We start from the raw sequence: 14468 nt of genomic DNA, 5'->3' as shown, positions 1-14468 counted from the left end.
TCCCCGCGAGCAGACACTGCGGTACGCGACACGCCGGAGTTCGCGAACCCCTATGTCTGCTCGCGATATCAGGCGAGCGCCTGCTCCAGGTCGGCCAGCAGGTCGGCGGGATGTTCGATACCGACCGACAGCCGCACCAGGTCGTCCGGCACCTCCAACTGCGAACCCGCCGTCGAAGCATGCGTCATGGCACCGGGGTACTCGATCAGCGACTCCACTCCCCCGAGCGACTCAGCGAGGATGAAAATCTCTGTGCGCGAGCACAATTCACGTGCAGCATCCGGGCCGCCGCGCAGCCTGACCGACACCATGCCACCGAAACCGCTCATCTGCCGCGCAGCGACGTCGTGGTTGGGGTGTGTCTCCAATCCCGGGTACAGCACCGATTCGACGGCGGGATGGCCGACGAGGAATTCGGCGATGAGGGCAGCGTTTTCACTGTGCTGACGCATGCGCAGAACCAGCGTCTTGAGCCCGCGCATCGTGAGATACGCGTCGAACGGGCCCGGCACCGCGCCCGCCCCGTTCTGTAGGAACGCGAATGCCGTGTCGAGTTCCTCGTCGTTGGTCAGCAGCGCACCACCCACCACGTCGGAGTGCCCGCCGATGTACTTGGTGGTGGAGTGCAGCACGATATCCGCGCCGAGCAGCAGCGGCTGTTGCAATGCCGGTGAAGCAAATGTGTTGTCCACCAACACCTTCACCCCCGATGCCGAGGCGATCTGCACAATCCCCGCGATATCGGCGATGGACAGCAGCGGGTTGGTGGGCGTCTCCACCCAGATCATCCGGGTGCGCGGAGTCATCGCCGCACGGACGGCGTCGAGGTCCGACAGCGGCGCCGGGGTGTGAGTGATGCCCCAGTGTGAGAAGACCTTGTCGATGAGTCGGAACGTGCCGCCGTAGGCGTCGTCGGGGATCACGACGTGGTCCCCGGGCCGCAGTACCGCCCGCAGGGCACAATCGGTGGCGGCCATGCCTGAGCTGAACGCCCGCCCGTAGTCGGCTTCCTCGACCGCGGCCAGCGACGCTTCGAGCGCGGCGCGGGTGGGATTGCCGGTGCGTGCGTACTCGAACCCGCCGCGCAACCCACCGACGCCGTCCTGGGCGAAGGTCGAGCTGGCGTAGATCGGGGTGTTGACGGCTCCGGTACCCGGGTCGGGACGGTAACCGGCGTGGATGGCTTTTGTGGCCAGGCCGTGCCACTTGCGCTGTTCACTCATAACCCGTTGAGCCTATCCGGACCATCCCGGGTATCGTCCCGCGACCGGTGCGGGACTCGCCGGTACGCAGACCGTCGACATGATCTTGTCGGCGAAAGTCTGACGCTTGGCGTCCCACAGCGGGAACAGGTAACCGACGTAGCAGATGGCGCTGTCGGCAATGTGGGCAATCTGACGAACCAGTGACATGCCGAAACCGATTGGCTGGCCGGTGCTTTCGGAGACCACCTTGAATTTCATCACCTTCTTGCCGATGCTCTGGCCGGTGGTGCCCTGCTTGTAACCGTAGTTCCATATCGCGAAGACCAGCGGCAGGGTGAACATCACGAGCGTCACGAGCCCCATCACGACCGCGACGGCTCCCGAGGGCCCGGTGTTGCTGGAGCAGTCGACATAGCTGCCGGTGCTGGTGCACTGCGGCTGGGAGGTTCCGACGAGTGCCAGTCCACCGATCAGCACGACACCGTAGGCGACCACCAGAATGGCCGCGATGGGCAGCTGATCGATGAGGAACGCCACCGCGCGGTCGGACCAGGGCGTGTAGGAATTCGGGTTGGGCACCTGCGGGTAATAACCCTGCTGCGGCGCGAAACCCGGTTGGGGTGAGCCGAATCCGGGTTGAGGACCGTAACCGGGTTGGCCATAGCTCGGCTGTGGTGCGCCCGGCTGCCCATAATTCGGCTGTCCGGGGCCGGGCTGGCCAGCGCCGTATCCGGGTCCGTAAGGGTTGGGCGGCATCGCGGTCATTGCCAGATGATGCCATGGGAGCACGGTGCCCACGGTGCGGACCTGTCGGCCGGGTGCACCGTGGGCACAGTGTTGTTGACGATTACTACGGGGTCAGCGGAGCAACCTGGGCGCCGGTGAGCCGCCGCCAGGTGTAGATCAGGAACAGCGCCGCGACCGGTGCAGCGACCAGCAGGCCGATGCCGCAAAGGAGTTCGCCGACGAAGATGGTCACGAAGATGACGATGTAGGCCACCAGAGCGTTGACGAAGTTCGACTTGACCAGCTCGAAGCTGGTCTTGATGGCGTCGATCGCGGACAGGTTGCGGTCCAGAATCGCGGGCAGCGTGAACAACGTGAAGATGCCCACCACAATGCTGCCGATGAAGCAGAACGAGCCGATCGCGCTGAGCACACCGACGATGAGACCGGCGATGATGAAATTGCCGAGCTGACGCGGCTTGAAGAACGAACCGATGGTCACCGGTTGCCCGTTCGCGATATCGATCACACCGCTCAGATACGCCGATGACACCACGGCCATGACCACGATGAGAATCAGACCACCGAGCAGCAGAACTGCGATGCTGCCCGCACCGAGGCTGTAGCTCGCGGAGTATTCGTAGTCCGAACCGTAGCTGCCGTACGACGACGTGCTGCTCGTGGCCATCGCCATGGCCAGGCCGTACGCGACGCCGGCGATCACACCGACGATCAACCCGTACACCAGCGTCGGGACGATCAGGGCGGCCGCATTCTTGCTGAACTTGTTCCACGCCCAGGAGAACGCTTCACCGACGCTGTAGGCAGCACCCTGCTGGCCGTAACCCGGCGGCGGGTAGCCCGGCGCACCGGGAGGCGGCGGTGGCGGGTAGCCGCCCGGTCCGCCCGGAGGCGGAGGCGGCGGGTAACCACCCTGGGGAGGCGGCGGATAGCCACCCTGCTGCGGAGGCGGAGGGGGCGGATAGCCGCCACCACCCTGGGGCTGGAACCCACCACCCTGTGGCTGGAATCCACCGCCCTGCGGCGGCTGGTAGCCACCACCTTGGGGCGGTTGGTAGCCGCCACCGCCCTGAGGCGGCGGCGGGAATCCTCCGGGCGGAGGCGGCGGGTAGTTTCCGGGCGGCGGTTGATTACTCACGTTGATGGCTCCTATCTCGGGTAGCGACCGTCACCCGGTCACCACTGACTGCCAGCACCTAGATGTACAGCGAGCGGAACGGCTCACTGGGGAGATTACGCACCACAGGGCGTGTTCACATGCCCGTCGCGACAAAGGCGGTATCAGTAGATCGGTCGCGGACCCCCTCCGCAGTCGAGTTTGCTGGTTAGCGCTCGCTGACACTACCCGAGAAGTGGTCGATTGCAGCGCTTCTCACCTGCGGTTCAGTGCCGCGCGTTTCCCTCCGAAAGGAACCCGAGCAGGTCGTGACGGGTCAGCACGCCGACGGGCTTGCCGTCTTCGACGACCATCACCGCGTCGCTGTCCCGCAGCGACTTCGCCGCCGTGCTCACCAACTCTCCCGCGCCGATCAGCGGCAGCGCTGGGCCCATGTGCTCGGAGACGGCGTCGGCGAGTTTGGCCCGGCCTTCGAATACCGCCGAGAGCAGTTCACGTTCCGACACACTGCCGGCAACCTCGCCGGCCATCACGGGTGGCTCGGCACCGACGACCGGCATCTGAGACACCCCGTATTCGCGCAGGATCCCGATGGCATCGCGGACGGTCTCCGACGGGTGCGTATGCACCAGGTCGGGCAGTGCACCGGACTTGCCGCGCAGCACATCTCCGACGGTCGACTGCTCGATCGAGCCGTCCAGGCGACTGCGCAGGAAGCCGTACGACGACATCCACGCATCGTTGAAAATCTTTGAGAGATAACCACGTCCGCCGTCGGGCAACAGCACCACCACGACCGAGTCGGGCCCGGCTTTGCGAGCCACCTCGATGGCGGCCACCACGGCCATCCCGCAGGATCCACCGACGAGGAGAGCTTCCTCCCGCGCCAGCCTGCGGGTCATGTCGAAGGAATCCGCGTCGGAGACCGCAATGATCTCGTCGGGCACGGTGGGGTCGTAGGCGCTGGGCCAGAAGTCTTCGCCGACACCTTCGACGAGATACGGACGGCCGGTTCCGCCGGAGTACACCGACCCTTCGGGATCGGCTCCGATGATCTTCACCTTCCCGCCGGACACCTCTTTGAGGTACCGGCCGGTCCCGGTGATGGTGCCTCCGGTGCCGACGCCCGCGACGAAATGGGTGACCTTGCCTTCGGTGTCGGCCCAGATCTCCGGGCCCGTCGTCTCGTAATGGCTGGCGGGCCCCATCGGGTTGGAGTACTGGTCGGGCTTCCACGCCCCGTCGATCTCCCTGACCAGCCGGTCGGAGACGCTGTAGTAGCTGTCGGGATGCTCGGGCGGCACCGCCGTCGGGCACACGACTACGTCAGCGCCGTACGCGCGCAACACATTCTGCTTGTCCTCGCTGACCTTGTCGGGGCACACGAAGATGCACTTGTAGCCGCGTTGCTGAGCCACCAAGGCCAGCCCCACCCCGGTGTTACCGGACGTCGGCTCGACGATCGTGCCCCCGGGCTTGAGTTCGCCGCTGGCCTCTGCCGCGTCGATCATCTTGACGGCGATGCGGTCCTTGGCGCTCCCACCCGGGTTGAGGTACTCGATCTTGGCGGCCACCAAGCCCGCACCTGTTGGGACAACCGAGTTCAGCTGTACCAGAGGGGTATTGCCGATGAGCTCACTGACGTGCTTGGCGATGCGCATAGTCACATCGTCTCAGGCCCGCGCGCGGGTTACCAGGTGGCCTCTCGAATGTAGTCGCCGATCTGGCGCAGCGAGCGCGTCGCTTCGGACACCAGAGGCGACGCGAGCTGGAAGACGTGCATCTGACCGGGCCAAACGCGAACCTCCACCGGAACACCGGCAGCGGCGAGCATGCGGGCGGCTTTCCGCGCATCGCTGATCAAAACTTCGGAACCGGACACGTGAATGAGCGTGCGCGGCAGGCCCGGCTCGATATGGTCGAGCGGTTCGTAGACTTCTTCGTCTTTGCGCCCTGCCGCGTGCTCGACGAGTTCGACCAGAGCTTCGAACGCGCGGGCCGGGAACATGGCGTCCCGCCGGATGTTCGGATGGTTGGCGCGCGTGAGGTTGTCGATCTCGAACAGCGGGGACATGGTGACCAGGGCCGCCGGCTCTTCGCCTTCGGCCAGCAGCCGCTGGGCCAGCGCGAGGCCCAGATAGCCGCCTGCGGAATCGCCCGCAAGCACGATCTGGTCGGGCTCGTAACCCGTGAGCCGTAGCCAGTGGTAGGCGTCGTAACAGTCGTCCAGCGCGGTGCCCACCGAATGCTTGGGGATCATCCGGTAGTTGACCACGAGCACCGGGCTGTCGGCGTACTGCGACAACGACGACACGATGCCGGAGTGGGTGCTCGCACCGCACGCGATGAACGCGCCGCCGTGCAGATACAGGACGACGCTGCGCTTGCCGTCGGCCGGCAGCACCCCGTTTGCCCGCACGAGCTGGGCAGTGCAGTTCGGCAACCCGATCGTCGCCCGGATGGTGCCGGGAGACGGACGCAGCGTCCGAGCCGCGAATTCGACCATGCCGAATGGCCACGGCAGACGTGGAGCATGGCTACCAATTGCCAGCACCGGTCGGATTGTCAGCATGGCCGCCAGCGAAGCCAGTCGGCCACCCAGGCTCGGGCCATCTTCAAGGATCTCTACCGGTGCCAGGTCACTGACCGGGTACTTGCGCGCGCGGTGCAGGCTAGCTGGGCTTATCCCAGCACGATGGGACCTCGAGACCTTACTCGGTGCAGTCATCGCCACCACTTCCTACGTCTTTGTAGTGCTAGGTGTGCTACGTCACTCAGACAACCCGGGTAACTTAGCTTGACACGGCCAATCAGTTCAACAATCAAATAATCTGAATTGATACCGGACTTGATACCGCAACGTAATCGCTGATCCGCGTTCGCCGCGCGCAAAACCCCGTGTGTCGCACCTAAACTTGCGGTGTGGGGTTAAGTAGCGATGCTCCTCGCGTCCGCAGCCGTAGTCGGGCGCCACGTCGAGCCACCGTCGCCCTGGCGGCCGCTGCGACGCTGGCGTCAACCGGCACGGCCTACATCGGAGCACGCAATCTGCTGTCCGGGCAGGCCGACCAGGCCCGCCGAGTCATTCCAAAATCCTGGGACATCCCGCCGCGTGCCGATGGCGTGTACTCGCCCGGCGGTGGGCCGGTGCAGCGTTGGGAGCGCGGGGTTCCGTTCGACATCCACCTGATGGTGTTCGGAGATTCGACCGCAACGGGATACGGCTGCCATGAGGCCGACGAGGTACCGGGTGTCGTGATCGCGCGCGGCGTCGCCGAGCAGTTCGGCAAGCGGATTCGCCTGAGTACCAAGGCAATTGTCGGCGCCACCTCGAAGGGGTTGTCCGGTCAGATCGACGCCATGTTCGTTGCGGGCCCACCGCCGGACGCGGCCGTCATCATGATCGGGGCCAACGACATCACCAAACCGAACGGCATCGGCCCGTCGGCGCGACGCCTGGGCGCCGCGGTGCGCAGGCTGCGGTCGGCGGGCGCGGTCGTGGTCGTCGGCACCTGCCCTGACTTCGGGGTCATCACCGCGATACCCCAGCCCCTGCGCATGGTGGCCCGCAGCCGCGGGTTGCGGCTGGCCCGCGCGCAGGCCGGCGCTGTGCGTGCCGCGGGCGGCGTGCCGGTTCCCTTCTCAGACCTGCTGGCGCCGGACTTCTACAAGGCCCCGGAGTTGCTGTTCTCGCAGGACATGTTCCACCCGTCCGCAGCGGGATATGCGCTTGCGGCCAGCCAGCTCTTGCCCGCGCTCTGTAATGCCCTGGGCGACTGGGACGGTGCCGAAGCCCTGGAAACGGGGTCCGCGGACGACACGTCGCTGCTGTCGCGGCTGGGCGGTGTGAGCAGGCTCTGGCGGCGACCGACCGGGGTGCCCGCACCCATCGTGGTGCCTGCGGGCTAGGTTCGTTTCTAGAACACGATCTAGGAGCCTGCCATGCCTGAAGCTGTCATCGTTGCCACTGCCCGCTCGCCGATCGGCCGCGCAGGCAAAGGCTCACTCGTCAACATGCGTCCCGACGACCTGGCCGCACAGATGGTCAAGGCCGTGCTGGACAAAGTGCCTGCTCTCGATCCCCGCGACATCGACGACCTGATCATGGGTTGCGGCCAACCCGGTGGTGAGGCGGGGTTCAACATCGGTCGCGCCGTCGCGGTTCAGCTCGGCTACGACTTCCTGCCCGGCACCACCGTCAACCGCTACTGTTCGTCGTCTCTGCAGACCACGCGCATGGCGTTCCACGCGATCAAAGCCGGTGAGGGCCATGCGTTCATCTCCGCGGGCGTCGAAACCGTGTCCCGGTTCGCCAAGGGCAACGCCGACGGCTGGCCCGACACCAAGAACCCGATCTACGCCGACGCGATGGCCCGCTCGGACCAGGCGGCCACCGGTGCCGAGGAGTGGCACGATCCCCGCGAAGACGGCCTGCTACCCGACGTGTACATCGCCATGGGCCAGACCGCCGAAAACGTCGCACTGCACACCGGTATCAGCCGCGAAGACCAGGACCACTGGGGTGTCCGGTCGCAGAACCGGGCCGAGGAGGCCATCAACAACGGCTTCTTCGAGCGCGAGATCGTGCCGGTGACCCTGCCCGACGGCACCGTGGTCTCCAAGGACGACGGCCCGCGGCCCGGCACCACCTACGAGAAGATCAGCCAGCTCAAACCGGTCTTCCGCCCCAACGGCACCATTACCGCCGGCAACGCCTGCCCGCTCAATGACGGCGCCGCCGCGCTGGTGGTCATGAGCGATGTGCGCGCTCGCGAGCTCGGACTCACACCGCTGGCCCGCGTCGTGTCGACCGGTGTGTCCGGCCTGTCGCCGGAGATCATGGGCCTCGGCCCCATCGAGGCCGTCAAGAAGGCGCTCGTCAACGCCAACATGACCATCGGCGACATCGACCTCTACGAAATCAACGAGGCCTTCGCCGTGCAGGTGCTCGGCTCTGCCCGCGCGCTGGGCATGGACCCCGACAAGCTCAATGTCTCCGGTGGCGCAATCGCTTTGGGCCACCCGTTCGGCATGACAGGTGCCCGCATCACCGCCACGCTTTTGAACAACCTGCAGACCTACGACAAGACCTTCGGCATCGAAACCATGTGCGTCGGTGGCGGCCAGGGTATGGCCATGGTCGTGGAGCGGCTCTCCTAACTGCTCCCACGTTGACTCTGCTCCCGCGTTGACTCTGCGCGTGAGGCGCACACGTGCGACAACCCAACACCCTCACCGCAGAGCCAACGGCGGGGCAACCCGATCCCACATTCACTCTGCGCGTGAGGCGCACAAGTGCGAGAACCCAACACCCTCACCGCAGAGCCAATGGCGGGGCAACCCGATCCCATGCGAGCTGAAGGCGCCGCATGATGTCCGGCCGACGGTGTCCGGCCGCCACCCGGATCGTGGTCCAACCCAGCTGAGCGATGTACTCGTGGCGGATGATGTCGTAACCAAGCGCATCGGCGTGCTGTGCACCGTCGTATTCGGCCGCGAGCTTGTACTCCTCCCACCCCATGTCGAGGTAGTACCGCGGCTGGCCGTTTGGGCCCAGCACTGGAATTTGCGTCTGCGGCCGCGGATATCCGGCATCGATGATCATCAGCCGAAGCCATGTTTCTTGGGGCGACTGAGCACCGGGATCGTAGAGGTCTAGCGCAGATTCGAGTTGGCGTAGCCCGCGCACATGCCGATGACGCTCGGCCAACTCCAAAACATCAAGAGCTTTGAACTCCGCCGCGTTACCGAGCGCGTCGAGCCGAGCCACCGCCTCGCCCAGTGAACCGCGCCGGCCGAGGTCGAAGGCCGTCCGCTCGGGCGTCGTCACGCTGAGTTCGTCGAGTCGTTGACACTCCCCCGGCAACAACAGCTCGGCACGGGTGATCACGGATTTCGGCGCTCTCGCGTTCGCCCAGATTAACTCGATCGGAGCATCGTCACCAATCCATTTCGCCCCGTGCAGCGCGGATGCGGAGAGCCCTGCGACGACGCCTTGTCGCTGTGACCACAGCCATGCCGCTTGTGTCCGCAGCTGTAGTGTCGGGGCAATCCGTTTGTCCAGGTACACATTTGGCATCATCGGCCGGTAGTAACGACGCAGCTCGTAGCGGTTCAATGCCCCGCATGCCAGAGCCTCGCTGCCGATGAACGGTTCGTAACCAATCTCCATGGCGACAGGCTGGTTTCCACTACCGACGAGTTGTGCCGCTCCGAGACACGCCAGGCAGCCGACTGTGGATGAACCTTGGATTGGGGATAACTCAGCCGTGCACTGGCTCTGCACCCATGGCGCAAACACCCAAGAAGCCAACACCCTCACCGCAGAGCCAACCACGGGACAACTCGGCAGCGCATTGACACTGCACCCACGGCGCAAACGCCCGAGAAGCCAACGCCCTCACCGCAGAGCCAACGCCGCCAGCGCCCTCACCGCAGAGCCAACACAAAAGAAAAAGGCGCCCGCAATCGCGGACGCCCTTCTCGGGTAGGACTGCTAGTCGTTGTTGAAGTAACTCAGCAGTCGCAGGATTTCGATGTACAGCCAGACCAGGGTGACAGTCAGGCCGAGGGCGATGCCCCATGCAGCCTTCTCCGGCGCGCCGGCGCGGATCATCTGGTCGGCGGCGTCGAAGTCGATCAGGAAGCTGAACGCGGCCAGGCCGATGCACAGCAGCGAGAAGCCGATGGCCAGCGGGCCTCCGTCGGTCAGCGGAGCGTTGCCGGTGAAGATCGCGAACAGGATGTTGACGATGGCCAGCGCGACGACGCCGAAGATGCCTGCGACGATCATGCGGGTGAGCTTCGGGGTGACGCGGATGGCGCCGGTCTTGTAGACGACGAGCATGCCGAAGAACACGCCGAAGGTGGCGACCACGGCCTGGAAGATCATGGCCGGTCCGCCGGTGGACACCAGGTTGGCGAACAGGAACGACGCGGTGCCGACGAACACGCCCTCGAATGCCGCGTAGGACAGCACGATGGCCGGGTTGTCCTGCTTACGCCCGAACGTGGCGATGAGCACCAGCACGAGGCCGCCGATGCTGCCGACCATGAACATCGGGAACATCAGCGCCGGGTTGGCGGCGGCGAAGAAGTAGGAAAGCACACCCACGATCGACACGATCGCGAGCGTCATACCGGTCTTGGTGACGACGTCGTCGATGGTGAGCGGACGCGACACACCGGTCTGCCGCTGTTCGGGGTACTCGGTATAGGGCTGTGCATGTACCTGCTGAGCGCCGTATCCGGCGGCTCCGGTACCGAATTGTGCGTATCCGCCCTGCGTCTTGGGCAGAGACCGGAATACCGGGTTGCTGGTCTCGCGCACCGTCGGGTCCTCTCCTATGTGCCGTTGTTCGGCAGTGAACTACTGGGTCAACGTTCGGCGATCTGCACAGGTTCCCGCAAAACCGAATGAGTTCCCAGGAAACGTACAGGTTTGGATATCGAGGCAAACCCTACCCGGCGAAAGCGGCCGACGGGCACCGAACTAGATTGCATCCGTGACCGAAAACGAGGACATCCTAGTAAACGTCCGCAACGGCGTCGGCATCCTCACCCTGAACCGGCCGAAGGCGATCAACTCGCTCAACGAGGCCATGGTGTCGGGCATGGCCGCGGCGCTCGACGCGTGGGAGCACGACGACACCGTGCACACCGTTCTGCTCACCGGCGCGGGCGAGCGCGGTCTCTGCGCAGGCGGCGACGTCGTGGCGCTCTATCACAGCGCCAAGGTGGGCGGGGCCGACGCCCGCAGGTTCTGGTACGACGAATACCGGCTCAACGCCCGCATCGGCAGCTATCCCAAGCCGTATGTGGCCCTCATGGACGGCATCGTGATGGGCGGCGGCGTAGGGGTCGCGGCCCACGGCAGCGTCCGGGTGGCCACCGACAGCACCATGATGGCGATGCCCGAGGTCGGCATCGGCTTCATCCCCGACGTCGGCGGCACGTATCTGCTGTCGCGCGCTCCGGGTGCTCTTGGCCTGCATGCCGCGCTGACCGGGGCGCCGTTCAGCGGAGCCGACGCGATCGCGATGGGCTTCGCCGATCACTACGTACCCCACGACAGCCTGGCCGAGTTCACCGAGGCCGTCGTCAACGATGGCGTCGAGCATGCCCTGGCCGCCCACGCCATCGAGCCGCCGGCCAGTCCCCTACTGGCACAACGGGACTGGATCGACACGTGCTACGCCGGGGACACGGTCGCCGACATCCTCGCCGCGCTGCGCGAGCACGGCACCGCCGCCGGAGATGCCGCCAATCTCATCGCCACCCGCTCGCCCGTCTCGCTGGCCGTGACCCTGCAAGCAGTGCGCCGGGCCGCCAAGCTGGACACCCTCGAAGAGGTTCTCCAGCAGGAATACCGGACCTCGTGCGCATCGGTGCGCTCGCACGACTTCGTCGAAGGCATCCGCGCCCAGCTCGTGGACAAGGACCGCAACCCGCAGTGGTCTCCGGCGTCGAATGCAGAGGTCACCCAGGCCGATGTCGACGCATACTTTGTTCCGGCGGATCCTGACCTGACGTTCTGAGAGGACATTCGATGAGCTTTGAGACGATCCTGGTGACCCGCGTCGACCGCGTCGCCACCATCACCCTGAACCGGCCCAAGGCGCTCAACGCGCTCAACAGCCAGGTGATGAACGAAGTCACCACGGCCGCAGCCGAACTCGACAACGACCCGGGCATCGGCGCGATCATCGTCACGGGCAACGAGAAGGCGTTCGCCGCCGGCGCGGACATCAAGGAGATGGCCGAGCTGTCGTTCGCCGACGTGTACTCGGCCGACTTCTTCGAGCAGTGGTCGAAGTTCGCCGCCACCCGCACCCCGACCATCGCTGCGGTCGCCGGGTACGCCCTGGGCGGCGGCTGTGAGCTGGCGATGATGTGCGACATCCTGATCGCCGCGGACACCGCGAAGTTCGGTCAGCCGGAGATCAAGCTGGGCGTGCTGCCGGGGATGGGCGGCAGTCAGCGGCTGACGCGTGCGATCGGCAAGGCCAAGGCGATGGACCTGATCCTCACCGGGCGCACCATCGACGCGGTCGAGGCCGAGCGGGCCGGGCTGGTGTCGCGGCTGGTGCCTGCGGACTCACTGATCGACGAGGCTCTCGCCGTTGCGGAGACGATCGCGGGGATGTCCCTGTCGGCGGCGCGCATGGCCAAGGAAGCCGTCAATCGCGCCTTCGAATCGTCGCTCACCGAGGGGTTGCTCTACGAGCGACGGCTGTTCCACTCGGCGTTCGCCACGGCCGATCAGAAGGAAGGCATGGCGGCCTTCACCGAGAAGCGCGCCCCCAACTTCACGCATCGTTAAAGTCAACGGGTGACCGAGACCGCCGAGCCCGAAGCCGAGACGCCTGAAGCCCAGTCACGCGACACGGACAAGCCCGACTGGTGGCAGCGTCATTACACGTTCTTCGGGACGGCGGTCGGCCTGGTGTTCCTGTGGCTGTCCATGACGCCGTCGCTGCTGCCGCGCGGTCCCCTGTTTCAGGGTCTGGTCAGTGGAGCCGCCGGCGCAATCGGATACGGCCTCGGCGTTTTCGGAGTCTGGCTGGTGCGGTACATGGGCTCCAGGGACACCAGCCCCAAGGCACCCAAGTGGGCATGGATCGGGCTGGTGGCGGTCGGCATCGTCGGCCAGATCCTGATGATCGTGTACTTCCACGTGTGGCAGGACGAGGTCCGTGACCTCATGGGTGTGCCGCGGCTGTCGTTCTGGGATCACCCGCTGACAGCCGTGCTGTCGGTGGTGCTGCTGTTCGTGTTCGTCGAGATCGGACAGCTCATCGGCAGGCTCGTCCGGTTTTTGGTGCGTCAACTCAATCGTTTTGCACCGCCCCGGGTTTCGGCGGTGGTCGTGGTGGTGCTGCTGCTGGCGTTCAGCATCGCGCTACTCAACGGCGTCGTGGTCCGGGTTGCGATGGACAAGATCAACAGCACGTTCTCGAACATCAACAACGAGGACAACCCCGACTTCGCCGCTCCCACATCCAATCTGCGCTCCGGCGGCCCCGGGTCGCTGGCGAAGTGGACGACGCTGGGCCACCAGGGCCGGGTGTTCGTCTCGTCGGGGCCCAGTGTCGAAGCGCTCAGCAAGTTCAACGGCAAACCGGCGATGCCGCCCATCCGGGCCTACGCCGGGCTCCATTCCGCACAGGGCATCCGTGCCACCGCAGCGCTGGCCGCGCAGGAATTGCTGCGTACCGGTGGGCTGGACCGCAAGGTCGTCGCAGTCGCCACCACCACCGGCACCGGCTGGATCAACGAAGCCGAAGCATCGGCACTGGAATACATGTACAACGGCGACAGCGCCATCGTGTCGATGCAGTACTCGTTCCTGCCCAGCTGGATCTCGTTCCTGGTGGACAAGGAGAACGCACGCCAGGCCGGGCAGGCCTTGTTCGAGGCCGTCGACGAGTTGGTCAAGCAGCGGCCGGAAGGCAAGCGCCCCAAGCTCGTGGTGTTCGGCGAGAGCCTGGGCTCCTTCGGTGGCGAGGCGCCGTTCCTGAGCCTGAACAACCTGATCGCCCGCACCGACGGCGCATTGTTCTCGGGCCCGACGTTCAACAACACCATCTGGACGGATCTGACCCGCAACCGCGACGCCGGTTCACCGGAGTGGCTGCCGATCTACGAAAAGGGCGACTACGTACGGTTCGCCGCGCGCCCGGAGAACCTGGACCGGCCTGCCGATCCGTGGCTCAACCCGCGCGCGGTCTACCTGCAGCACGCATCCGACCCGATCGCGTGGTGGAACCCGGATCTGCTGTTCTCCGAGCCGGATTGGCTCAAGGAGCCGCGAGGGTACGACGTTTCGGGACGTATGCAGTGGATCCCGGTGGTGACGTTCCTGCAGGTGTCCGCGGACATGGCGGTCGCGGTCGACGTGCCCGACGGGCACGGCCACGTGTACGTCAAGGATGTCGCCAACGGGTGGGCCAAGGTCCTGCAGCCGCCGGATTGGACCCCGGACAAGACCGAGAGACTGCGCCCGCTGCTGAACAACAACGAGAACGCCTAAACCAGCTCAGCCACTTTCAGGGCCTGGTAGCCGCCGATGACGTCGGTGGCGCGGTGCAGCCCGAGGTCGAGCAGGGCCGCGGCGGCCAGACTTGAGGTGTAGCCCTCCGAGCACAGGATCACCCAGTACACGTCGTCGTCGACGGCCTGCGGAATCCGGGCATCGCTGGTGGGGTCACACCGCCACTCCAGCACGTTGCGCTCGATCACCAGGGCCTCCGGCACGTCACCCTCGACGGCTCGTTGCGCGGCGGGCCGGATGTCGACGAGTACCGCTCCTGCCGCCAGCGCGGCGGGCAATTCGTCGGCGGGCAGCCGCTGCAAGCGCTCCCGCGCGGCCGCCAGGACTGCGTCGATCCGGCTCATGC

General features: G+C 65.8%; 13 protein-coding genes. 5 read left to right on the top strand and 8 right to left on the bottom strand.

Annotated features, from left to right (window positions below; all coding sequences use genetic code 11):
* Window positions 1-68 precede the first annotated feature (68 nt).
* From RMCB_RS22675 to RMCB_RS22655, 5 genes are all read right to left on the bottom strand, one after another.
* Window positions 69-1223 carry a cystathionine gamma-synthase gene (locus RMCB_RS22675; protein ID WP_029366353.1) on the bottom strand — a complete coding sequence of 385 codons (1155 nt, stop codon included), beginning with the start codon at window positions 1221-1223 and terminating at the stop codon, window positions 69-71.
* A gap of 12 nt (window positions 1224-1235) precedes the next feature.
* Window positions 1236-1970: an Rv1078 family RDD domain-containing protein gene (locus RMCB_RS22670; protein WP_063979659.1), complete on the bottom strand. Its 735-nt coding sequence runs from the start codon at window positions 1968-1970 to the stop codon at window positions 1236-1238.
* An 85-nt stretch (window positions 1971-2055) separates the two neighbouring features.
* Window positions 2056-3090 carry a DUF2189 domain-containing protein gene (locus tag RMCB_RS22665; RefSeq protein ID WP_029366351.1) on the bottom strand — a complete coding sequence of 345 codons (1035 nt, stop codon included), beginning with the start codon at window positions 3088-3090 and terminating at the stop codon, window positions 2056-2058.
* A 245-nt stretch (window positions 3091-3335) separates the two neighbouring features.
* A complete protein-coding gene (locus RMCB_RS22660; RefSeq protein WP_062830574.1) occupies window positions 3336-4730 on the bottom strand; it encodes a cystathionine beta-synthase in 1395 nt (464 codons plus the stop codon).
* A 29-nt stretch (window positions 4731-4759) separates the two neighbouring features.
* A complete protein-coding gene (locus tag RMCB_RS22655) occupies window positions 4760-5797 on the bottom strand; it encodes an alpha/beta hydrolase (protein ID WP_029366349.1) in 1038 nt (345 codons plus the stop codon).
* Window positions 5798-5991: 194 nt separating this feature from the next.
* On the opposite strand from RMCB_RS22655, the gene RMCB_RS22650 reads away from it, so the two are divergent.
* Window positions 5992-6978: an SGNH/GDSL hydrolase family protein gene (locus tag RMCB_RS22650; RefSeq protein WP_062830573.1), complete on the top strand. Its 987-nt coding sequence runs from the start codon at window positions 5992-5994 to the stop codon at window positions 6976-6978.
* A 33-nt stretch (window positions 6979-7011) separates the two neighbouring features.
* On the top strand, window positions 7012-8229 hold the full coding sequence (locus RMCB_RS22645) for an acetyl-CoA C-acetyltransferase (RefSeq protein ID WP_062830572.1): 1218 nt from the start codon (window positions 7012-7014) through the stop codon (window positions 8227-8229).
* Window positions 8230-8383: 154 nt separating this feature from the next.
* Here the strand turns inward: RMCB_RS22645 and RMCB_RS22640 are convergent, their stop codons facing one another.
* The gene (locus RMCB_RS22640) at window positions 8384-9241 is read right to left on the bottom strand and encodes a DUF559 domain-containing protein (protein WP_062830571.1); all 858 of its coding nucleotides are present in this window, start codon (window positions 9239-9241) and stop codon (window positions 8384-8386) included.
* Between the two features lie 324 nt (window positions 9242-9565).
* Window positions 9566-10399, bottom strand: a complete 834-nt coding sequence (locus tag RMCB_RS22635; RefSeq protein WP_029366345.1) for a Bax inhibitor-1/YccA family protein — start codon at window positions 10397-10399, stop codon at window positions 9566-9568.
* A 175-nt stretch (window positions 10400-10574) separates the two neighbouring features.
* On the opposite strand from RMCB_RS22635, the gene RMCB_RS22630 reads away from it, so the two are divergent.
* From RMCB_RS22630 to RMCB_RS22620, 3 genes are read left to right on the top strand one after another with little or no spacing between them, the layout of a single operon-like run.
* Entirely contained in the window at window positions 10575-11606 is a 1032-nt protein-coding gene (locus RMCB_RS22630) for an enoyl-CoA hydratase/isomerase family protein (RefSeq protein WP_062830570.1), read from the top strand.
* An 11-nt stretch (window positions 11607-11617) separates the two neighbouring features.
* On the top strand, window positions 11618-12391 hold the full coding sequence (locus tag RMCB_RS22625) for an enoyl-CoA hydratase (protein ID WP_029366343.1): 774 nt from the start codon (window positions 11618-11620) through the stop codon (window positions 12389-12391).
* Between the two features lie 9 nt (window positions 12392-12400).
* Window positions 12401-14101, top strand: coding sequence for an alpha/beta hydrolase (locus RMCB_RS22620; protein WP_062830569.1), 1701 nt, complete (start codon window positions 12401-12403; stop codon window positions 14099-14101).
* Here the strand turns inward: RMCB_RS22620 and RMCB_RS22615 are convergent.
* A complete protein-coding gene (locus RMCB_RS22615) occupies window positions 14098-14466 on the bottom strand; it encodes a rhodanese-like domain-containing protein (protein WP_029366341.1) in 369 nt (122 codons plus the stop codon). The genes RMCB_RS22620 and RMCB_RS22615 overlap by 4 nt on opposite strands.
* Between the last annotated feature and the right edge of the window lie 2 nt (window positions 14467-14468).

It is taken from the genome of Mycolicibacterium brisbanense (assembly GCF_001570425.1).
Lineage (GTDB): Bacteria > Actinomycetota > Actinomycetes > Mycobacteriales > Mycobacteriaceae > Mycobacterium > Mycobacterium brisbanense.
The sequence above is the reverse complement of the archived record's forward strand: the minus strand, read 5'-3'. Positions and strand labels throughout refer to the sequence as shown.